We start from the raw sequence: 17,502 nt of genomic DNA on the forward strand, positions 1-17,502 counted from the left end.
GTGACGGAGCAGGAAGCCGCCGACGCTCTGGCGCAGCAGCGCATCGAAGCCGCCCGCCAGGCCGCCGAGGCCGCCGAGGCCGCCCGCGCTGAAGCCGCCCGCCTCGCCGCCGCCCGCGGCGAAACCGCATGACCGCCCGCTGGCCGGTGCGCCGGCCGACCGAGTCCGCCGCCTTGCGCGCGGCGGGCCGGTCGGCCCGGCCCCTTCCCCCTGTCCCTGCCCTGATGGCCGCCCTGGTCGACGCCGTCGACCGCGGCGACCGTGAGGGCGTCTGCCTGGCCGCGCACCGTGTGGTGCGTGTCGCTGAAGGAGTCGACGACTCATGCTGAACAACGCCCAGACCACCCAGTCCGCCGAGTGGCCCGCCGGCGTCATCGCCCGCTACCTCACCGTCGGCGGCGCCACCGCCGACGTCCTCGACAAAACGGCCCCGTGGCGCACCGGCTTTGGCCACACCCTGAGCACCGCTTGCACCGGCGAGCTGTGCGACTGGACCCGCTACGGCACCGAGTTCTGGTTCGACGCCGACGAGGACCCGTGGGGCCACGACGGCTACCGCAGCGTCGTCCGTCGGCTCCAGGACTACGCCCAGGCCCACGCGGAGAAGTGCCGCGCCCTGCCCCGCCCGGGGGTGGGCGCATGAGCACCCTCACCGCGTGGGCGCAGGCCCATCCGTGGGCGGCCGTCGCCGCCGGCGTCGCCGTCCTGGCCGTGGCCGCGGTCCTGCTGCGGCCCCTGCGCCGCACCCCGGCCGCGGTGGCGGTCGCCGCCCTGGCCGCAGCCGCCTGCACCGCGTACAGCGCGGACACCAGCTGGCGGTTCGCCGAGCACGAGCTGGGCATGACGTCGACCCCGGAGCGGGCCGCGATGTTCGCCGCCGCCGAGCTGGCGCTGCTGGCGACGGCCCTGATGGCGCGGCAGAACCTGCGTACCCAGGGCGCCCCGGGTACACCCGGTGTACTCGTGTGGGTGATCACCGGAGTACAGGTAATCCCGGCGTACTCGGAGAGCGGCATTGTCGGCGGCACCGTCCGCGCGGTCGTCGGCCCCGTACTCGCCGCGGTCCTGTGGCACCTGGCCATGGGTATCGAGCTGCGGCACGCCAAGCCGGACGCCGAGTCCGTCTCCCTGCCCGCTGTACTCGCCCGTGAGGTACGCGAGCGGCTGCTGTCCCGCCTTGGCCTGGCCACCCGCGACCGGTCCGCGGAGCAGATCACCCGCGACCGGTGGACCGTGAAGGCCGTCGCCCTGGCCGCCAAGCTCGCCGACATGGCCCCCGACGCCCGCGGCCGCGCCCGGGTCGCCCGCCGCCTGTCCGTCGCCGTCGGCAAGGCCCAGGCCGGCGCGTCCGAAGAGCAGCGCACGAAGCTGCTGGAGCTGCTCGCCGCCCGCCGCCACGCCTCCGCACTCGCCACGATCGACCTGCCCTCCCCGTGGCAGCCCGAGCCGGAACCGGCTCCCGAGTACGACGAGCCGAAGGAGCTGGAGTACGTACCCGAGGCGTACCCGGAGCCTCCCCAGGCTGTACCCGCCGGGGTACGGCTGCTGCCGATCGTGGCCCGGCCCGAGCCGCAGACGTACCGGCTCGACCACATGACGCAGCAGTGGGTGCCGTCCGAGCAGCCCGCGGTGCTCGCCGCCGAGACGCCCCGTACCCGGGCCGAGGTACACGCCGAGTACGTGCCCGAGGAGCCGACCGAGCCCGTACCCGCCGCGGAGAGCAACCCGGCGCAGGAGGACCCGCTGACCGAGCTGGGCCTGGGCTGGGCCGCGGAGCAGTTCAAGGACGAGCTGCTGGCCGGTGACGTCCCCTCCATCCGCGAGATCAAGGCCCGGTTGCGGGTCGGGCAGACCCGGGCCAAGCAGCTGCAGGACGGCTTCCGCGAGGCGCTGCCGACGCTCGCCGGGACGGGGGTGGCGTCGTGAAGTGGGTTCTGCTGGGCGCCGTACTCGCCCTGTACCTGCTGTACCCGTCCCTGCTGACGCCGGTTGCTGAGCTGCTGGTCAAGCCCGTACCCGCCGCGTTCGCCCTCGGTCTGGCGGCCGGACTGCGGGCCCGTTCGACAAGGAGGCCGGCGCGATGAGCGACGCCCTGGAGAAGGCCGCCCGGGAGGCGGTCGAGGCCGCGGACAACGCCGAGCAGCTGAAGCTGATCGCGGCCGTCCTGCAGGCGCAGCAGCTGCTCAACCAGCAGCAGCAGCCGGTCCCGGCGCCGCGGCCGGAGTTCGACGCGCGGAAGTGGGTCGTCGTCGGCGGGGTCGTCGTCTCCGTCGGCCTGGTCGCCTCGCTGTTCGCGGTCGCGGTGGCGATCGGCGCGGTGTCCGTCGGAATCCTCGCCCTGGTCCTGCGCTCGATGTGGCGCGACTTCCAGCAGAAGGGCCGCTGACCGGCTGCCCGCCGGGCCCGTCTCGCACGGGCCCGGTCGAGGGGAGCTGGGACAGTCCCGGCCCGCACCCGAGAGGACCACTTATGACCCGTGAAGAGGCTCTGACGCTGGCGCTGGACGCCGCTGGGAGGGCGAAGACGCTCGCCGGGCACGCGGAGAGCGCCGCCTATGGCGACCAGCGGGGCAAGGCCGAGGCGCTCGCCGCGGCTTCCGCCGCGCTCGCCGACGTCGCCCGCACCTACCTCGCCGCCACCGCGGCTCTGCCTGAGATGGAGACGACCCGTGGCTGACGACATCACCTTCGGCGACTTCACCGCCGCCGAGAAAGCCCGGATCGTCGCCCTGACCGCCCGCATGGCCAAACGCGGCCTGGCCAGCATGGACGTCGACATCAGCGACCTGCAGCGCCGTATCGAGCGCATCGAGGAGACGGCCCGCCGCCGCAAGCACAGCAAGTAGGTACGCCACGGGGCGGCCGTACCCGGCCTAGGAACCGCCGGCCGCCCCGTGCCCCGGACCGCCCATCAGAACGACCGGAGGAACCAGCATGACGGACACCACCGTCCCCGCCGCCACCGAGGCCCCGGGTACACCCGTACCCGCCGTACCCGAGCAGCCGGGTACACCGAGTACGCCCGTACCCGTCGACAACCCGAACCTGCCCGGCCCCGGGGTCGTCGACGAGAAGCGGAAGCCGATCATGCCCCCGTGGCTGCGCGACCGCGCCGAGTTCACCGCGGCCGCCCAGCACGCCGCCGGCCGCCTCGGGTACGCCGCCGCCTACCACGGCCTGCGCCTGCCCTGGTACGGGCTGCAGCTGGCCGCGATGTCCCCGCGCGGCGCCTGCCGCTTCATCGCCTCCGCCAACCGGTGGGTGTGGGACCGGGAGGCCGCCCCGCTGCGCGACCACGCCGTGCGCACCGAGGACGTCGACGAGTACCTGCACCTGGCCCGGCTGCGCGGCAACCGGGTCCGGCTGCGCGGCCTGGTCGTCGCCGTCGCCGCGGTGTTCGGGACCGGCTTCGCCCTGTGGCTGTACGTCATGGCGCCCGCGTTCCTGTGGGTGTTCGCCGCCGGCGCCGTGCTCACCTGCGGCTACTTCGGCCAGCAGCCCGACGCCCCGGTGATCGGCCCGGCGGTGATGCGGACCGAGCTGCAAAAGCTCACCGGCACGATCGTGCTGCGCGGCCTGGACTCCATCGGCAATCCGCGGATCTCGGCGGCCATCAAGCGCGGCGGCGACATGGACGGAATGCGCTTCACCAGCGAGATCGTCCGCGACGGGCCCGGCTACCGCGCCGACCTGGATCTGCCCTACGGCGTCACTCCCGACGACATCATGGAGAAGCGGGAAGCCCTGGCCTCCGGGCTGCGCCGCAAGGTCGGCTGCGTGTGGCCGTCCGGCGACCCCGACGAGCACGAGGGGCGCCTGGTGCTGTGGGTCGGCGACCGGCCCATGAACGAGACCAGCAAGCCGGCCTGGCCGCTGCTCAAAGACGGGCAGGTCGACCTGTTCAAGCCCGTCGTGTTCGGCAACGACCAGCGGATGCGGTGGGTGGAGGTGACCTTGATGTTCGCCTCCGTCGTCATCGGGTCCATCCCCCGCATGGGCAAGACGTTCCTGCTGCGGCTGCTGCTGCTGATCGCCGCCCTGGACCCGCGGTCGTGGATCCTGGCGTTCGACCTGAAGGGCACCGGCGACCTCGGCCCGCTGGAGCCGGTCGCCCACCGCTACCGGTCCGGGGAGGAAGACGACGACATCGAGTACATCCTGCACGCGCTGCGGGAGGTCAAAGAGGAACTGCGCCGGCGGGCGAAGGTGATCCGGTCCCTGCCGCGTTCCCGCTGCCCCGAGTCGAAGGTGACCCCGGCCCTGGCCAGCGACAAGTCCCTGGGCCTGCACCCCATCGTCATCGGTATCGACGAGTGCCAGGTGCTGTTCGAGCACGACAAGCACGGCGCCGAGCTGGAGTCCATCTGCACGGACATCACCAAGCGCGGCCCGGCGCTGGGCATCGTCGGCATGTACGCCACCCAGCGCCCCGACGCGAAGTCCCTGCCCACCGGCATCTCCGCCAACGCGGTCCTGCGGTTCTGCCTGAAGGTCATGAACCACACCGCCAACGACCTGGTGCTGGGCACCGGCATGTACAAGTCGGGCATCCGCGCCACCATGTTCTCCCGCCGCGACCTGGGCATCTGCTGGATGGGCGGTGAGGGCGACGACCCGCGCATCGTCGCCTCCGCGTTCGTCGACGCGCCCAAGGCCGAACAGGTCGCCGCGCGGGCCCGGAAGATGCGCGAGGAATACGGCAACATCACCGGGCACGCCATCGGAGAAGGGCCGGCGAAGACGGTCGGCATGGACGTCCTCGGCGACGTCCTGGCCGTGATGGGCGCCGACGAAAAGGCCGTCTGGTGCGAGCGGATCGCCGACCGCCTCGCCGAGCTCCGCCCCGACGTCTACGCCGACTGGAAGGGCGAGAACGTCACCGCCGCGGTGAAGCCGTGGGGCATCAACTCGGGCCAGGTGTGGGGCACCACCGACGAAGGTGAAGGCGCCAACCGGCGCGGCATCAAGCGGGCCGACGTCGTCGCCGCCGTCACCCGCCGTGAAGCCGACCGGCTCGCCTCCTGACCCCGAAACGGCCGCTAGACCTAGCACCCGCCCCTGCTAGGTCTAGCGGCCCCGCTAGCGCCCGATCCGGCCCCTGAACAGGCACCTAGCGCCTAGCAGAGGCCGCCTGCCACCCCCGGGAACCCCCGGAACCGAAGGGAAGACACCCCATGGGACTCGCTATGACGGCCGCGCTGCTGCTCTGCCTCGGCGGCTACGCAGTGTTGTGCGCCGTGAAGCCGTTCGCCGCCTGCCGCAGGTGCACCGGCACCGGCACCGTCCAGCGCTTCGGCAAGCCGAGGACGTGCCCGCGCTGCCGCGGCCGGCTGCTGCGGCTGCGCGCCGGCCGCCGCGCCCACAACGCCTGGCGCCGCACCCACCGGGCCGGCACCCGCTGAACATGACGATGGCCCCCGTCCCCGGGACCCCGGGGCGGGGGCCGCTTTCATGTCTGGGGGTCGTCGACCACGTAGGAGCCCTTGCCGCGCACCGTGCGGACCAGGCCCCGCTCGACAAGCAGCTGCACGGCCGCCCGCGCCGTCGGCCGCGACACCCCGAACTCCTCCACGATCCCGGCCTCGGACGGGATCCGGCGCCGCGGCGGGTAGTCGCCGGCGGCGATCCGGGCCGCGAGAATCTGCGCGATCTGCTCGTACAGAGGATCGGGCCCGTCCAGGTCCAAGGTCATATATCGACCGTAGAAGCCATACGACGATGCTTCCCGTCGGGTGACGTCACCTGACAACACCTGACAAGCAGGCATAGCCTGCGCAGACGCAGGAAACCCCCGCGACCGTGCGACCGGTCCGGGGGCGTGGACGACGCTACTGGGGAGCATCGACATGGCAGAGCCTACGCAGCAGAGCAGCCCCGCGGACCCCCCCGGGCCGACCGGCTACGGCTGGTGCGCCTGGCACCAGGGCCACGCCTGGGGCGTGCGCCTCATCCGCATCGACGAACGCGGCCATCACCTCGCGTGCTCGTCGTGCCGCCAGGCCTACGACCTCGTACCGCTCGCGGACCGGCCGTGACCGCACCGGAGCCGCCGCCCGTCGACCAACTCACCCGCGCCCAGTACACCGGGTGGGCGTGCGTCTGGTGCGGCAAGACGCTGTGGCGTGGCGCCGCCTCCGCCGGCATCTCCCGCGGCCAGTCCGGCGCCCACGTCCTCGACAGCGAGGTCTACGAATGCGCGCCGCCCTGCGGCAAACGGCCCTCCGCCTGACACGCCACGGCCCCCGCCTCGGTCATCGAGGACGGGGGCCTTCGTGCGTTCTGGGATCAGGCCGCGGTCAGGTCGACTTCGACGATCGCCGACGGGCGGAGGATCTCCAGCCCGAAACGGCCCTCGAACCGGAAGGTGACCATGTTCGTCTGGAAGTCGGAGGCCCCCACGCCCGCTCCCAGCGCATCCGGCCGGTACACGTTCTCCGACCAGTCCAGGACGCCCTCCTGACGCACCTGCAGCTGCATCTGGGAGAAGTCCGCCAGGTAGGCGGTACCGGGGGTGGCGGCGTCGGAGACGACCACCGGAGCCGACCACAGACGCCGGGCGGACGCGTTCACCGCGGCCTGCGGGCCGCCGTAGTAGAACTGGCCGTTGGCGTCCGCCAGCAGCTCGATCGACTCCCAGTCCTCCGGGGTCATGACGAACGCCGCGTTCGCCAGGTAGCCGTACCGCTCCAGCTTCGTCACCGCCTTACGGGTCGTGACGAGGACGTTCGTGTCGAACGGCTGCATCTGCGACCCGGACACGTTGCCGATGCCGGTGAAGCGCTCGCCCGTGCCGTCGCCGTTCAGGATCTCGTTCTCCAGCGCCAGGTCCAGGCCCAGGCGCATCTCCTGGTCGATGAACGTCCGCAGCAGCGACACGTCGTCCAGATCCTGCTTGGCGATCGGCTCCGACAGGTGCGCGATCGTCCGCACCCGGTCGTCGTAGCGCTTCAGCTGGTACTTCGACTCCGGCTTCAGCGCTCCGTGCGCGACCACGGCCGCGTTGTTCTGCCGCAGCTCCTGCCGCATGTACGCGAACCGGCCCGTCGTGTTCTGCACGTTCGGCATCAGCTGGCGGATGGACAGCACCGGCACGTCCATACGGACCGGCTCCGGGTTCAGCGGAACCGACACGGCCACGGTGCCGGACGCCAAGATGCCCTTGTAGCCGTGCGGGCCGGCCACCTGCTTCAGCATCGTGTCGGCCCAGTCCGTGCCGCCCGACGCCTTCACCCGCGGGTGCACGGCCGCCTTCGAGCCGCCGCTACCCGGGGCGACGCCCTCCCCGAGCTCGGCGAGCGCGTTCCGCATCGTCTCCGACGCCTTCGCCTTCTCCAGCTCGGCCTTCAGGCCCTTGCCGGCCTTCAGCAGCTCGTCCACCTCGGACGCTTCGTCCGCGGTGAAATCCCGCCCCTCTGATTCCGCCTTGGCCGCGATGTCCTGCGCGCGCTTGACCGTGGCCTTCAGCTCGTCGGCCAGCTTCTCGACGCTCTTCTGCATGGGGATGCCCTCTCGGGAAGTCATGGGTGTCTTCCCGGCGCACTGGAACGGGCGGCTCGACGGTGGCCTTATGCAGAGGCGGCCGGAGCGACGCGGGCTCGACAGTGGATGCCGGAGGCGCACAACCGCGGGCGCCAGCGGGCGAGACATCCGGGGGACTACCGGCGAGAGGCGGACAGTCAGGCGGGCGGGGGAGCGCCGGCCGCTGCTGGCCTCTCGCAAGCGTCACGCTCACGGATGGAATCTCGCGGGCCGAAACGGGCCGTTGATCAACCTGCGATCAGTCTAGCTGTTGGTGGTGATCGTGCGGGAGACCTCCGCACCCTTCCTGTACGTCGTCAGCTCGACGTGCCCGCACCGGCACGGCAGCGGCACCAGCCGCGACACGTCGCCGTCGCCGACGAACCACACGGCCCCGGAGCCGTCCACCACCGCGGCCATGCCCAGATCGGCCGTCCAAGGGCCCCCAGGGGCCGTCTCGGCGTGCTCCAGCACCTCCAGGACCAGAACCGTGCCCGCGGCCTCCGAGCCGTCCAGCGTGCGCACCCTCACGACCGCCCCCAGATCCGCACGTCCCAGTGCGACGCAGCCTCAGCCGGCGCCGACACCGGGCCCTCCAGCGTCGGCACCGTCACCACCGGGCCGCCCGCCGGCTGCTCGTCCTGCCGCTGCTCTTCCTCATCCATGATCCCTCCTGACCCCCTATGTCAGATTCTGTGCAGACATCTTTTTCACTGACCGCGGCGGCGCCCTGAGCGCACCGTCTAGCGATTGAAAGTCCCTTTACCCCCTGGCCCGGGCCCAGCGCCGCTGGTTGCCGCGCAGGGCTTCGGCCTTGGACTTCTCGGCGTGGCAGGGCTCGGCGTGGATGAGGCCGAGGTTGTCCAGGTCGGTGATGCTGCCGCCTTCGGCGACGGGCACGATGTGGTCGAGCTGCAGCGTCTCGCCTTCGTCGGGTGGTCCGCCGCAGACGTAGCAGCAGCCGTTGTCTCGTCGTGCGACGCGCCGCTTCAGGGCTCGCCAGCTGCCGCTGCTGATGCCGTAGCGCTCGCGCATGGTGGCGCGGTTGGCCCAGGCTCGCGGCTGGTGCTCGTCGCAGCGCCCGCGGTTGGTGGCCAGCTCCCTGCACATGGGCTCAGTGCATCTGCTGGGTGGTGCGGTCGGCATGGTGTCTCCTCACGCTGCGGGCGGCTGGCCGGGCCCGGACGCCTGCATGCGCTGCAGGGCGTCGCGGGCTTCGACGTAGGCGCGGGCGAGCAGGGTCTGCTTGGCGTGCGGGGCGAGGTCGTTGAGGGCGTGGATACGGGCGGCCTTGGTGTTGAGCTGCTGGCGGATCTCGTCGGGGGTCATGCTCGGTTCCTTCCGGTGGGTGGGGTGGCCGGCCCGGTTCCCGCGGGCCGGCCGTTCGTGTGCGGGTCAGCAGTTCCAGGCCATGTGGCGGCCGGGGGCGTCGTAGGCGCGGATTCCGTCGGGCCGGAGGCGTCCGGTCAGCGTGTAGTACAGGTCGTGGCTGGCCTGGTGGCGGTGCTCGTCGCAGATGACGATGCACACCGGGTTGCCGTCGGGGTCCTTGACGAGCTGCAGGCCGAGCCCGTCTTCGTTTTCGGTGACCGCGTCGACGGCGAGGGTGGCGAGGGTCGCGGGCCTGGTGCAGCCTTCGACCTCCTGGCAGGGGAGGCCCTTGACGAGCCGGGGGATCCGCTCGACGCGGGTCTGGAAGATGGCGTAGCCGTGGTCGCGGATGTCGTCGGTGATGAGGTTTTGGTCGTCGTGGGTGAGCGTGCGGGTCGTCATGAGGTCGCCTCCGGGGTGTCGAGGTTGGGGCACGGCCGGCCGCGCCTGCCGGTCAGGGGCCGGTCGCAGGCGGCGCAGCGGACGCGGGCCCGGGTCACTCGGGGTCCTCGGTTTCCCAGCGGGCCATCTTGGCGAGGTGCCGGGCGGTGAGGCCGTGGGCGCGGTTCTCGTCGAGTTCGGCCCGCTGCTGCCGCTTGTTCTTCGCCGCGGTGATCCGGGCCTGTATCTGCTCATCGACGTGGGAGGTCATGCGGCATCACATCCGGGGTGCATGGTCTGGTCGGGGGTGAGCGGTTCGAAGGGGAAGCCGCAGCCCGTGCACTTGGGGTGCTGTGAGTGTTGGGGCTGCAGTGGGCTGAGTCCCGTCTCAGCCCGACTCAGGCCGCTCCCGTAGCCACTGAGACGGGTTGAGTCGGGACTCTTGTCATTGCGGGCTGTACTTTTCAGCGTGATTCCGGAGTAGGTCGGGATCTGCTTTCCGGAGTCGTCTCGGGGGCGCGTCCGCTTCACCTGGGGGACTACGGACTGGAGGTTGCGGCCGAACATGGCCTTGGTGCCGTTCCGCACTCCCTGGTCGTCGGCCCACTCCTTCCAGGCCTCCCACAGTTCATCGACGGTGACTTCGCATGTGGGGCCCTTGTCGCAGCACTCGCGGACGAACGCCGACGTCGGGGAGGCCGTGTCTTGCATGGTGGTGACCGCTTCGGCCGATCCGGGCGGCTCGGTGATGTGGCCCTGCCGCTCCAGCCGGGCCAGCCCGTCCAGCGCCCAGTTGAGAATGCCGGGCATCTCCGCGGCCAGCTTCTCCGTAAGGGCGGTGTCTTCCTTGCCGAGCCAGCTCACGGTCATGTTCAGGACGATGAAGCGGCGGGCGATGACTCCCGAGGCGTCGCCGAAGTTCGGCAGCTCGTTGGACAGGATCATGAGCCGGGTCGGCATCTTGCCCGTCCACGCCTCCCGGAACTTCCGGTCGACGTCGATGGTGTCCTCACCGGAGATGGTCAGCAGCCGCTCGACGACCTGGTGCCCGTCCTTCCCGGCCAGCCGCGCGTCGGAGATGACGGCCAGGGACTTGCCCAGCAGCGGCGCCAGGCCGAAGTTCGTGGCCAGCCCGGCGAGTGTCGGGCCTGCCATGTTCCCTTTGCCGACCAGGTTCGTGAGGATGCGGGCGATGGTGCCCTTTCCGGACCGGGTGGGGCCGACGATCAGCAGGATTTTCTGCTGGTCCGTGCGGCCCGACAGGACGTAGCCGAACCACTCCTGCAGGGCGGCGATGGACTCGGGACTGTCGGGCCAGACGCCGGCGAGGAATTTTTCCCAGGTGGGGGCAGTGGCTTCCGGGTCGTAGTCGAACGGCACCGACACGAGGTTGAAGAATCCGGGGGTGAGGGGCAGCAGCTCACGGTCGGCGACGCGCAGCAGGCCGTTCGTGCACGCCACGATCGGGCTTTCGTCTCCGTGCGCGTTGGAAGTGCCTGAGTCCCGACTCAGCCCGTCTCGGGTGATCCACTGAGGGGCGTCGAGGGAGGGCCGCAGGTGGGTGACGGCTGAGATCGCCTCCATCAAGTCGGAGATCTTCCGTTTGGTCGGCGACCACGGCTTGATGATCGGCTGGCCGTGCTTGTCGACGCCGGCGACGTACTCGGCGTGCTCCAGCTTCTTGTAGAGGGCGGCCCGCACTTCTTGGTCGTCCATCTCGCGCCAGTAGGAGCCCTCCCAGCGCATCCATGTACCGCGCCAGTAGCGGCGGGTGAGCAGACCGGTTTCCGGGTGGTGCCAGGCGGGGGCCAGCTCGCGGGCAACGGCCATCGGGTTGGTGGGCGGCGGCATCTCGCGCTCGTCCGTCACGCCGCCTCCTTCCTGGTGCAGTCGAGGTACTTCCCGGGCTGGCCGGGGATGCGGACGGGGGGCCAGCCGGGGGCGGCGCGCAGCTGGTGCGGTGGCTTGGGTTTGGCGAGTGCGTCGAGCTCGGCGAGGGCGCGTGCCCGCAGGACGGCTTCGGGGCTGCTGGAGAGCCGCTTCAGCCACTCGCACAGCTCCTGCTCGTCGCCGTACTTGCGCCACATCTCGGCGGCTTCGAGGGCGCCCGCCAGGCGCCGGGGGTCGTCGGGGTGGAGGGCCCGCCACTCGGGGGAGGCGTACTTGGGGAAGTCGCGGGCGAAGAACAGCGTCTTGGCGGTGGCCCACAGCTCGACGAAGGCGTCCTGGTCGATGGTCGCGGGCTGCGGCTCGGGGCCCGGGTTCTGCGCGTCGTCCGGCCGGCCGCACCCGGCCGCCTCGCGTCGACGCTGGGACTGCTCTACGATGGCAGCGGACTTACCGCCCGCCGCGGAGTCTTCTGGAAACGCCCCGGACACGACCCGGGGCGTTTCTGCGTTCGTGGTCATGCCGCGGCGCCCCCGATCTCCCCGGAGAGCAGGCGCACGAGATCGGCAGTGATCACGACGTAGCGGGTGCCGAGCTGGATTGTCTTGACCGGGCTGTCTCCGCTCTTGACGCGCTCGTACAGGTGGCTGCGGCTGCATCCGATGGCGCGGGCGGCGTCGGCGACGCTGACAGTTGCAGGCCACTTCCGGACTTCCGCGAGCGTCGGCTGGGGCTTGGTCATGCGGCCCTCCTGGGGGTGACCGTGCACTCGGTCAGGAACTTCTCGATGGCGCTGCGCCGGTAGAAAATGCGGCCTGCGCGTCCCTTGCCGGTCTTGATGTATGCGGGCCCTTCGCCGCGCCACCGTCGCTCAGCGAGGGCAGACGGGGTGCCGAGCATGGGGTATTCGGCCGCTACCTGCTTGGGCGACAGGAACTCTTCGGTCACAGTACGGTCCTCCTTTCCGAACCATGCGTTGCTTATCTGCATCAGGTGTTCCTAGAATGCACCTATGGAGACTCTAACATCGGACACCGGGTGCACAACAAGGTCGACGGCGTTCCTTACGCTGTCGCCTATGGCAGAGCAGCAGCGCGGGCGACGCGCTATCGAGGTAGGGCCCACTGGGCAGACCGTGGCGGCGAACATCGCGCGCCTTCGCAAGCGCCGTGAGATGACCACCAGGCAACTGTCCGCAGCTTTGGAGCGCGCCGGCCGATCCATTCCGGCTTCGGGTATCACGCGCATGGAGAAGGGCGAGCGGGTAGTCACGGCCGACGAGTTGACTGCCCTCGCTGTCGTGCTGGGCGTCTCTCCGGTCACGCTGCTGCTGCCGGCGAACACGCGGGGGCCGAAGGACGTGAATGGCCTGCCGACGCAGGCCACCACGGAAGTCACGGGCGCCGGCGAGGTGGGCGCCGCCGATGCATGGCGGTGGGCCTGGTGCATGGAGCCGCTGCGCTACCCGGTCGATGTCGATGCCGAAGAAGCGGACCGTCTGGTGATGGACTTCCTGCTCAACTCGCGTCCGGTCGGTCTGCTGTCGGCCGAAGGGGACGACAGGGTGTCCTCGGCGGCGTTCGGCGTGCGGCGGGGCAGGGAGAGCGATGGCTGAGCCGAAGCGGATTGTCCTTTCCAGCGGGAAGGTCCGCTACCGGCTGATGGTCGATGCCGGCCGCGACGAGAACGGCAAGCGCATCCAGATCACGGTCACCCGGGATACGGCGCGGGAGTGCCGCGAGGAACGCGACCGGATCCTGTATCAGCGGGCGGCGGGAACCCTGATCGCCCCCAACAAGATCACGCTTGCCGAGTGGCTTGACCAGTGGCTGGAGTACAAGCGGCGGGACGTCGAGGAGACGACGATCCGCACGTACCGCCTCGCCCTGGTGCACGTCTACGACCGGCTGGGGCACGTCCGCCTGCAGGAACTCACCGAGGACCAGGTGCAGGAGTTCATCGACTCCCTGGTGGCCGGCGGGCGGCGGAAGGGCGGTGAGCCTGGTACACGCCTGGCGGTGTCCACGGTCGAGGGCATCCTGACCAGGCTGCGGGAAGCGCTCGGGCGTGCGGTCGTCCGCCGGCTCATCCCGTCCAGCCCGGCCCGGTACGTGCGGGTCGCGCTCGCCGACAAGAAGCTCGACAAGCGGGAGCGGGAGCGGCCGAAGCCGTGGACGGTCGAGGAGGTGCAGACGTTCATCCGCGGGATCGAGGGCGACCGGCTGTACGCGCCGCTGCTGCTGTCCCTGATGGGACTGCGGCCGGCCGAGGTGTGCGGGCAGCGATGGACGGACATCGACCTGCAGCGGGGCACGCTGGAGATCACCAACACCCGCACGATGGTCGGCAACGTCAAGGTTCTGGAGAAGGACACGAAGACGTCGTCGGGTGAGCGGGTGCTGCCGCTGCCTCAGTGGCCGTGGGAGGCGTTGAAGAAGTTCAGGGCGCAGCAGGCTCGGGAGAAGCTGGCCGCGGGCGAGGCGTACACCGATACCGGGTACGTCGTCGTCAACGAGCTGGGCATGGCCCTGAATACGCGCCAGCTGCGGGAGCACGCCTACCGGGCGATGCGCCGGCTGGGGCTGCGGCAGGTGCGCCTGTACGACGCCCGGCACTCCTGTCTGACCTATCTGGCCGTGAACGGCGTCCCGGACGTCGTGCTGGCCGCCTGGGCGGGCCACGCGAACGCCTCGTTCACGAAGCGTAAGTACGTCCATGTCGCGCCCGAGGACATGCGGGCCGCCGCGGCGGCGTGGGACGCCTTCCACGGGGGCACTCCCGAGGCCGCTCAGTGAGAAATTGTGAGAGATGATCTCTCGCGGATCGTCTTTTACCGGCTCTGACCAGCGGGAACACTGTTGGGCGCAGAACAGGGTACGGATTCTACTGGCGATTCGTGCAGGCCGGAGCCGTGGGGTGGTTCGTCGGAACCTACGAGAGCGGCGCGGGCCGGGGTCACGCCGCCGGTCCCTCGTACGGCAGCAGCTCCGGCCGCTTCGGCGGACGCCCGTCCCCGGACGACCGGCCCGTCAGCCGGCGGCCGATCCACGGCAGCAGGTGGTGCCGGGCGAACCGGACGTCCGCGATCCGCCGCGTGACCCATCCCGGCGGCGCCGAGGCGGGCATCGGAGCGTGCCAGTCGGGGTCCTCGGGTGCGTAGCCCAGCGCCTGCCACACGGCCTCCGCGACCCGGCGGTGCCCCTCGGCGGTCAGGTGCAGCCGGTCCACGTCCCACATCCGCGGGTCGGCCAGCGCGGGCGCCCCGTACAGGTCGACGACCAGGGCGCCGTGCCGTGCGGCGAGGTCGTCGACGCAGGCGAACAGCGCCTCCATGCGCGGCCGGAACCGCTCCAGGACCGGGCCCCGGCGGCCGGGGCTGCGCATCAGCACCAGCTGCTTGCAGGAGGGCGCCAGCTTCTCGACGGCCTCCTCCAGCAGACCGCGCACCCGCGCCATGTCGCACTGGGGGCGCAGCGTGTCGTTGAGCCCGCCCACCAGCGTGATCACATCGGCCCCCATGGCCGCCGCCGCGTCCACCTGCTCGTCGACGATCTGCCCGATGAGCTTGCCGCGCACCGCGAGGTTGGCGTACCGGAAGCCGGGGGTGCGGGCGGCCATCCGCGCGGCGAGGAGGTCGGCCCAGCCGCGGTAGGTGCCGTCGGGCAGCAGGTCCGACATGCCCTCGGTGAAGGAGTCGCCGACCGCGACCAGGCTGGTGTACGTGGGGTTCGTCTGCATGGCGACGAAGATGGTATCCCGTGCACATACCCGCCGGTCGGTCGGCCCGGACACACCGGTCCGCAGCCCCGCCCCCGGCCCGGGCGCACCCGCCCGCCGCCGGGGGAGCGGCCGGCCGCACCGTGTCAGGCCCGCTGCCCGAACAGCTCCCGCAGCACGTCCTCCATCGTCACCAGGCCCGCCAGGCGCCCGTCGGCGCCCAGCACGGCCGCCAGGTGCGTCCGGCTGCCCCGCATCGCGGTGAGGACGTCGTCCAGCGGGGTGGTCTCCCGCACCCGTGCGATGGGCCGCATGTCCCGCAGCCGGAACGGCAGGACCCGCGGGGAGGCGTCCAGGGCGTCCTTCACGTGCAGGTAGCCGACGATCCGGCGCCCCTCGTCCACGACCGGGAAGCGGGAGAACCCGGACCGGGCCGACAGCCGCTCCAGTTCCTCCGGGGTGACGCCCACGTGCGCGTAGACGACGCGTTCCAGCGGCAGCACCACGTCGCGCACCGGCCGGCGGCCCAGTGCCAGCGCGTCGTGCAGCCGCTCCTGGGCGCGGTCGTCGATGAGACCGGCCTGGCTGGCGTCCTGCACGATCTCGGCCAGCTCCCGGTCCGTGAAGGTCGCCGAGACCTCGTCCCGCGCCTCGACCCTCAACAGCCTCAGCAGCGCGTTGGCGAAGGCGTTCACCGTGAAGATCACCGGACGCAGCGCCCGGGACAGCGCCACCAGGGGCGGGCCGAGCAGCAGCGCGCTGCGCACCGGCTCGGCGAGCGCGATGTTCTTCGGCACCATCTCGCCCAGCAGCATGTGCAGATACGTCGCCAGGGCCAGCGCGATCACGAAGGACACCGCGTGTCCCGCGCCGCTGGGCACGCCCACCGCGTGGAACGCCGGCTCCAGCAGGTGCGCGATGGCCGGCTCCGCGACCACGCCGAGGACCAGGGTGCACAGCGTGATGCCGAGCTGCGCCGCCGCCATCAGCGCGGACACGTGCTCCAGCCCCCACAGCACGCTCCTGGCGCGCCGGTCGTCCCGCTCGGCGTAGGACTCGATCTGGCTGCGGCGGACGGAGATCAGCGCGAACTCGGCGCCGACGAAGAAGGCGTTGACGACCAGCGTCGCCAGACCGATCAGCAACTGTACGACGGTCACTTCCCGGCCTCCTGCCGCTCGGTCCGCTCGTCGCCGAGCGGCGCGCGCAGCAGCACGCGGGCCGCCCGGCGGCCGGTGGCGTCCACCACGTCCATCCGCCAGCCGGCGACGTCGACGCCGTCGCCGACGGCGGGTATGCGGCCGAGCGCGGTCGCGACCAGGCCGGCCAGCGTCTCGTACGGCCCCTCCGGCGCCCGCAGCCCGACCTGCGCGAGCTGGTCCAGGCGCGCCGAACCGTCGGCCGAGTACAGGGCGTGGCCGTCCTCGTCCGTGCCGGCCGGGGCCAGGTCGGGCGTCTCGTGCGGGTCGTGCTCGTCGCGGACCTCGCCGACGACCTCCTCGACGATGTCCTCCAGGGTGGCCACGCCCGCGGTGCCGCCGTACTCGTCGATCACCACGGCCATGGTGTGCTTGCCGGACAGGCGGTCCAGGAGCCGGTCGACGGTGAGCGTCTCCGGGACCAGGAGCGGCTCGCGCATCAGCTGGGAGACGGGCACCAGGCGCCGCTGGTCGGCGGGCACCGCCAGGACGTCCTTGACGTGCGCGGTCCCGACGACGGAGTCCAGGCTGCCGCGGTAGACGGGGAACCGCGACAGTCCGGTCGCCCGGGTCGCGTTCGCCACGTCCTCGCAGGTCGCCTGGGCGTCCAGGGCGACCACCTGGACGCGCGGGGTCATCACGTTCTCCGCGGTCAGGTCGGCGAGGTTCAGGGTCCGTACGAACAGCTCGGCGGTGTCCGGCTCCAGCGCGCCCTGCCGGGCCGAGTGCCGGGCCAGGGCCGCCAGCTCCTGCGGGCCGCGCGCGGAGGCCAGTTCCTCGGCGGGCTCCACGCCCAGGCGGCGCACCACGCGGTTCGCGGTGTTGTTGAGGTGGGTGATGAAGGGCCGGAAGGCGGCGCTGAACCAGCGCTGCGGGGTGCCGACCCGTCTGGCCACGGCCAGCGGCGAGGAGATCGCCCAGTTCTTGGGCACCAGCTCGCCGACGACCATCAGGAACACCGTCGACAGGGCCGTGCCGAGCACCAGCGCGAGCGAGCCGGCCACGGAACGCGAGACGCCGGCGTCCCGCAACGGGCCCGAGATCAGCGCGGCGATCGACGGCTCGGCCAGCATGCCGACCACCAGGTTGGTGACCGTGATGCCGAGCTGGGCCCCGGAGAGCTGGAAGGTCAGGTTCCGTACGGCCTTCAGGGCGCCCGGGGCGCCGCGCTCACCGCGCTCCGCGGCACGCTCCAGCGCGCTCCGCTCGACGGTGGTCAGCGAGAACTCCGCCGCGACGAAGGCGCCGCAGGCGAGGGAGAGCAGGATCGCCACCAGCAGGAGGAGTACTTCGGTCATCGCGTCGTCACCTCCGTCCCATGGTCGGTCGTGACGGGGAGGAACGCGCGGTGTCCGCTCCGGGGCGGCTCGCCCCCGGGCGGACGCTCACAACCTTTCATGGAGGACCGAGTGGCCCGCCGAGCGTAAAGG

At 71.6% G+C, this 17,502-nt stretch carries 28 protein-coding genes; 13 read left to right on the plus strand and 15 right to left on the minus strand.

Translation table 11 applies throughout. The features are described 5' to 3' along the window. The 9 genes from ABD363_RS17265 to ABD363_RS17305 all read left to right on the plus strand — a co-directional run bounded on the left by ABD363_RS17265 (position 1) and on the right by ABD363_RS17305 (position 5,401). A complete protein-coding gene (locus ABD363_RS17265; RefSeq protein WP_344604402.1) occupies positions 1 to 132 on the plus strand; it encodes a hypothetical protein in 132 nt (43 codons plus the stop codon). Positions 133 to 322: 190 nt separating this feature from the next. Next, a complete protein-coding gene (locus tag ABD363_RS17270; RefSeq protein ID WP_344604404.1) occupies positions 323 to 643 on the plus strand; it encodes a hypothetical protein in 321 nt (106 codons plus the stop codon). After that, the gene (locus tag ABD363_RS17275) at positions 640 to 1,926 is read left to right on the plus strand and encodes a hypothetical protein (protein ID WP_344604406.1); all 1,287 of its coding nucleotides are present in this window, start codon (positions 640 to 642) and stop codon (positions 1,924 to 1,926) included. The genes ABD363_RS17270 and ABD363_RS17275 overlap by 4 nt, the downstream gene beginning before the upstream one ends. Beyond that, entirely contained in the window at positions 1,923 to 2,084 is a 162-nt protein-coding gene (locus ABD363_RS17280) for a hypothetical protein (protein WP_344604407.1), read from the plus strand. The genes ABD363_RS17275 and ABD363_RS17280 overlap by 4 nt, the downstream gene beginning before the upstream one ends. Further along, a complete protein-coding gene (locus tag ABD363_RS17285; RefSeq protein WP_344604409.1) occupies positions 2,081 to 2,386 on the plus strand; it encodes a hypothetical protein in 306 nt (101 codons plus the stop codon). Before ABD363_RS17280 ends, ABD363_RS17285 begins: the two co-directional genes overlap by 4 nt. An 83-nt stretch (positions 2,387 to 2,469) precedes the next feature. After that, entirely contained in the window at positions 2,470 to 2,676 is a 207-nt protein-coding gene (locus tag ABD363_RS17290) for a hypothetical protein (RefSeq protein WP_344604411.1), read from the plus strand. After that, a complete protein-coding gene (locus ABD363_RS17295) occupies positions 2,669 to 2,845 on the plus strand; it encodes a DUF6257 family protein (protein WP_344604413.1) in 177 nt (58 codons plus the stop codon). The genes ABD363_RS17290 and ABD363_RS17295 overlap by 8 nt, the downstream gene beginning before the upstream one ends. Positions 2,846 to 2,933: 88 nt before the next feature. Continuing rightward, entirely contained in the window at positions 2,934 to 5,024 is a 2,091-nt protein-coding gene (locus tag ABD363_RS17300) for a cell division protein FtsK (RefSeq protein ID WP_344604415.1), read from the plus strand. 149 nt (positions 5,025 to 5,173) lie between these two features. Continuing rightward, a complete protein-coding gene (locus ABD363_RS17305) occupies positions 5,174 to 5,401 on the plus strand; it encodes a hypothetical protein (protein ID WP_344604417.1) in 228 nt (75 codons plus the stop codon). A 47-nt stretch (positions 5,402 to 5,448) separates the two neighbouring features. Here ABD363_RS17305 and ABD363_RS17310 read toward each other — a convergent pair whose 3' ends face one another. Beyond that, positions 5,449 to 5,691, minus strand: coding sequence for a GntR family transcriptional regulator (locus ABD363_RS17310; protein WP_344604419.1), 243 nt, complete (start codon positions 5,689 to 5,691; stop codon positions 5,449 to 5,451). 154 nt (positions 5,692 to 5,845) lie between these two features. Here ABD363_RS17310 and ABD363_RS17315 point away from each other — a divergent pair, with 154 nt between their 5' ends. Both ABD363_RS17315 and ABD363_RS17320 read left to right on the plus strand, forming a co-directional pair. Further along, on the plus strand, positions 5,846 to 6,034 hold the full coding sequence (locus ABD363_RS17315; RefSeq protein ID WP_344604421.1) for a hypothetical protein: 189 nt from the start codon (positions 5,846 to 5,848) through the stop codon (positions 6,032 to 6,034). Next, a complete protein-coding gene (locus ABD363_RS17320) occupies positions 6,031 to 6,228 on the plus strand; it encodes a hypothetical protein (RefSeq protein WP_344604423.1) in 198 nt (65 codons plus the stop codon). The genes ABD363_RS17315 and ABD363_RS17320 overlap by 4 nt, the downstream gene beginning before the upstream one ends. Positions 6,229 to 6,284: 56 nt before the next feature. Here the strand turns inward: ABD363_RS17320 and ABD363_RS17325 are convergent, their stop codons facing one another. The 11 genes from ABD363_RS17325 to ABD363_RS17375 all read right to left on the minus strand — a co-directional run bounded on the left by ABD363_RS17325 (position 6,285) and on the right by ABD363_RS17375 (position 12,104). Then, positions 6,285 to 7,520, minus strand: coding sequence for a phage major capsid protein (locus ABD363_RS17325; protein ID WP_344604425.1), 1,236 nt, complete (start codon positions 7,518 to 7,520; stop codon positions 6,285 to 6,287). A gap of 261 nt (positions 7,521 to 7,781) precedes the next feature. After that, complete coding sequence (locus tag ABD363_RS17330; protein ID WP_344604427.1) at positions 7,782 to 8,048, minus strand: hypothetical protein; 267 nt, start codon at positions 8,046 to 8,048, stop codon at positions 7,782 to 7,784. After that, on the minus strand, positions 8,045 to 8,182 hold the full coding sequence (locus tag ABD363_RS17335) for a hypothetical protein (RefSeq protein ID WP_344604429.1): 138 nt from the start codon (positions 8,180 to 8,182) through the stop codon (positions 8,045 to 8,047). Before ABD363_RS17335 ends, ABD363_RS17330 begins: the two co-directional genes overlap by 4 nt. Positions 8,183 to 8,279: 97 nt before the next feature. Next, the gene (locus ABD363_RS17340) at positions 8,280 to 8,627 is read right to left on the minus strand and encodes an HNH endonuclease (protein ID WP_344604432.1); all 348 of its coding nucleotides are present in this window, start codon (positions 8,625 to 8,627) and stop codon (positions 8,280 to 8,282) included. A gap of 45 nt (positions 8,628 to 8,672) precedes the next feature. Next, positions 8,673 to 8,846, minus strand: a complete 174-nt coding sequence (locus tag ABD363_RS17345; RefSeq protein ID WP_344604434.1) for a hypothetical protein — start codon at positions 8,844 to 8,846, stop codon at positions 8,673 to 8,675. Between the two features lie 66 nt (positions 8,847 to 8,912). Next, positions 8,913 to 9,290: a hypothetical protein gene (locus ABD363_RS17350; protein WP_344604436.1), complete on the minus strand. Its 378-nt coding sequence runs from the start codon at positions 9,288 to 9,290 to the stop codon at positions 8,913 to 8,915. A gap of 94 nt (positions 9,291 to 9,384) precedes the next feature. Further along, a complete protein-coding gene (locus ABD363_RS17355; RefSeq protein WP_344604438.1) occupies positions 9,385 to 9,540 on the minus strand; it encodes a hypothetical protein in 156 nt (51 codons plus the stop codon). Next, on the minus strand, positions 9,537 to 11,138 hold the full coding sequence (locus tag ABD363_RS17360; protein ID WP_344604440.1) for a DNA primase family protein: 1,602 nt from the start codon (positions 11,136 to 11,138) through the stop codon (positions 9,537 to 9,539). The genes ABD363_RS17355 and ABD363_RS17360 overlap by 4 nt, the downstream gene beginning before the upstream one ends. Beyond that, on the minus strand, positions 11,135 to 11,677 hold the full coding sequence (locus ABD363_RS17365; RefSeq protein ID WP_344604442.1) for a hypothetical protein: 543 nt from the start codon (positions 11,675 to 11,677) through the stop codon (positions 11,135 to 11,137). The genes ABD363_RS17360 and ABD363_RS17365 overlap by 4 nt, the downstream gene beginning before the upstream one ends. Continuing rightward, on the minus strand, positions 11,674 to 11,898 hold the full coding sequence (locus ABD363_RS17370) for a helix-turn-helix transcriptional regulator (protein ID WP_344604444.1): 225 nt from the start codon (positions 11,896 to 11,898) through the stop codon (positions 11,674 to 11,676). The genes ABD363_RS17365 and ABD363_RS17370 overlap by 4 nt, the downstream gene beginning before the upstream one ends. Then, positions 11,895 to 12,104: a DNA-binding protein gene (locus tag ABD363_RS17375; RefSeq protein ID WP_344604446.1), complete on the minus strand. Its 210-nt coding sequence runs from the start codon at positions 12,102 to 12,104 to the stop codon at positions 11,895 to 11,897. Before ABD363_RS17375 ends, ABD363_RS17370 begins: the two co-directional genes overlap by 4 nt. 130 nt (positions 12,105 to 12,234) lie before the next feature. On the opposite strand from ABD363_RS17375, the gene ABD363_RS17380 reads away from it, so the two are divergent. Then, complete coding sequence (locus ABD363_RS17380) at positions 12,235 to 12,771, plus strand: helix-turn-helix domain-containing protein (protein ID WP_344604448.1); 537 nt, start codon at positions 12,235 to 12,237, stop codon at positions 12,769 to 12,771. Beyond that, positions 12,764 to 13,951 carry a tyrosine-type recombinase/integrase gene (locus ABD363_RS17385; RefSeq protein WP_344604450.1) on the plus strand — a complete coding sequence of 396 codons (1,188 nt, stop codon included), beginning with the start codon at positions 12,764 to 12,766 and terminating at the stop codon, positions 13,949 to 13,951. The genes ABD363_RS17380 and ABD363_RS17385 overlap by 8 nt, the downstream gene beginning before the upstream one ends. A gap of 160 nt (positions 13,952 to 14,111) precedes the next feature. On the opposite strand, the gene ABD363_RS17390 is transcribed toward ABD363_RS17385, so the two are convergent. The 3 genes from ABD363_RS17390 to ABD363_RS17400 all read right to left on the minus strand — a co-directional run bounded on the left by ABD363_RS17390 (position 14,112) and on the right by ABD363_RS17400 (position 17,370). Continuing rightward, entirely contained in the window at positions 14,112 to 14,894 is a 783-nt protein-coding gene (locus ABD363_RS17390; RefSeq protein ID WP_344604452.1) for an SGNH/GDSL hydrolase family protein, read from the minus strand. A gap of 125 nt (positions 14,895 to 15,019) precedes the next feature. Beyond that, complete coding sequence (locus ABD363_RS17395) at positions 15,020 to 16,033, minus strand: hemolysin family protein (RefSeq protein WP_344604454.1); 1,014 nt, start codon at positions 16,031 to 16,033, stop codon at positions 15,020 to 15,022. Continuing rightward, positions 16,030 to 17,370 carry a hemolysin family protein gene (locus ABD363_RS17400; RefSeq protein WP_344604456.1) on the minus strand — a complete coding sequence of 447 codons (1,341 nt, stop codon included), beginning with the start codon at positions 17,368 to 17,370 and terminating at the stop codon, positions 16,030 to 16,032. Before ABD363_RS17400 ends, ABD363_RS17395 begins: the two co-directional genes overlap by 4 nt. Between the last annotated feature and the right edge of the window lie 132 nt (positions 17,371 to 17,502).

Source organism: Streptomyces glaucus (assembly GCF_039533365.1).
GTDB lineage: Bacteria > Actinomycetota > Actinomycetes > Streptomycetales > Streptomycetaceae > Streptomyces > Streptomyces glaucus.

Coding starts and splice junctions, on each gene's coding strand:
- ABD363_RS17345 (WP_344604434.1), bottom strand. CDS start 8,846: ATGACCCCCGACGAGATCCGCCAGCAGCTCAACACCAAGGCCGCCCGT.
- ABD363_RS17315 (WP_344604421.1), top strand. CDS start 5,846: ATGGCAGAGCCTACGCAGCAGAGCAGCCCCGCGGACCCCCCCGGGCCG.
- ABD363_RS17380 (WP_344604448.1), top strand. CDS start 12,235: ATGGCAGAGCAGCAGCGCGGGCGACGCGCTATCGAGGTAGGGCCCACT.
- ABD363_RS17365 (WP_344604442.1), bottom strand. CDS start 11,677: ATGACCACGAACGCAGAAACGCCCCGGGTCGTGTCCGGGGCGTTTCCA.
- ABD363_RS17335 (WP_344604429.1), bottom strand. CDS start 8,182: ATGGATGAGGAAGAGCAGCGGCAGGACGAGCAGCCGGCGGGCGGCCCG.
- ABD363_RS17385 (WP_344604450.1), top strand. CDS start 12,764: ATGGCTGAGCCGAAGCGGATTGTCCTTTCCAGCGGGAAGGTCCGCTAC.
- ABD363_RS17355 (WP_344604438.1), bottom strand. CDS start 9,540: ATGACCTCCCACGTCGATGAGCAGATACAGGCCCGGATCACCGCGGCG.
- ABD363_RS17310 (WP_344604419.1), bottom strand. CDS start 5,691: ATGACCTTGGACCTGGACGGGCCCGATCCTCTGTACGAGCAGATCGCG.
- ABD363_RS17340 (WP_344604432.1), bottom strand. CDS start 8,627: ATGTGCAGGGAGCTGGCCACCAACCGCGGGCGCTGCGACGAGCACCAG.
- ABD363_RS17290 (WP_344604411.1), top strand. CDS start 2,470: ATGACCCGTGAAGAGGCTCTGACGCTGGCGCTGGACGCCGCTGGGAGG.
- ABD363_RS17270 (WP_344604404.1), top strand. CDS start 323: ATGCTGAACAACGCCCAGACCACCCAGTCCGCCGAGTGGCCCGCCGGC.
- ABD363_RS17305 (WP_344604417.1), top strand. CDS start 5,174: ATGGGACTCGCTATGACGGCCGCGCTGCTGCTCTGCCTCGGCGGCTAC.
- ABD363_RS17400 (WP_344604456.1), bottom strand. CDS start 17,370: ATGACCGAAGTACTCCTCCTGCTGGTGGCGATCCTGCTCTCCCTCGCC.
- ABD363_RS17390 (WP_344604452.1), bottom strand. CDS start 14,894: ATGCAGACGAACCCCACGTACACCAGCCTGGTCGCGGTCGGCGACTCC.
- ABD363_RS17275 (WP_344604406.1), top strand. CDS start 640: ATGAGCACCCTCACCGCGTGGGCGCAGGCCCATCCGTGGGCGGCCGTC.
- ABD363_RS17325 (WP_344604425.1), bottom strand. CDS start 7,520: ATGACTTCCCGAGAGGGCATCCCCATGCAGAAGAGCGTCGAGAAGCTG.
- ABD363_RS17350 (WP_344604436.1), bottom strand. CDS start 9,290: ATGACGACCCGCACGCTCACCCACGACGACCAAAACCTCATCACCGAC.
- ABD363_RS17370 (WP_344604444.1), bottom strand. CDS start 11,898: ATGACCAAGCCCCAGCCGACGCTCGCGGAAGTCCGGAAGTGGCCTGCA.
- ABD363_RS17285 (WP_344604409.1), top strand. CDS start 2,081: ATGAGCGACGCCCTGGAGAAGGCCGCCCGGGAGGCGGTCGAGGCCGCG.
- ABD363_RS17300 (WP_344604415.1), top strand. CDS start 2,934: ATGACGGACACCACCGTCCCCGCCGCCACCGAGGCCCCGGGTACACCC.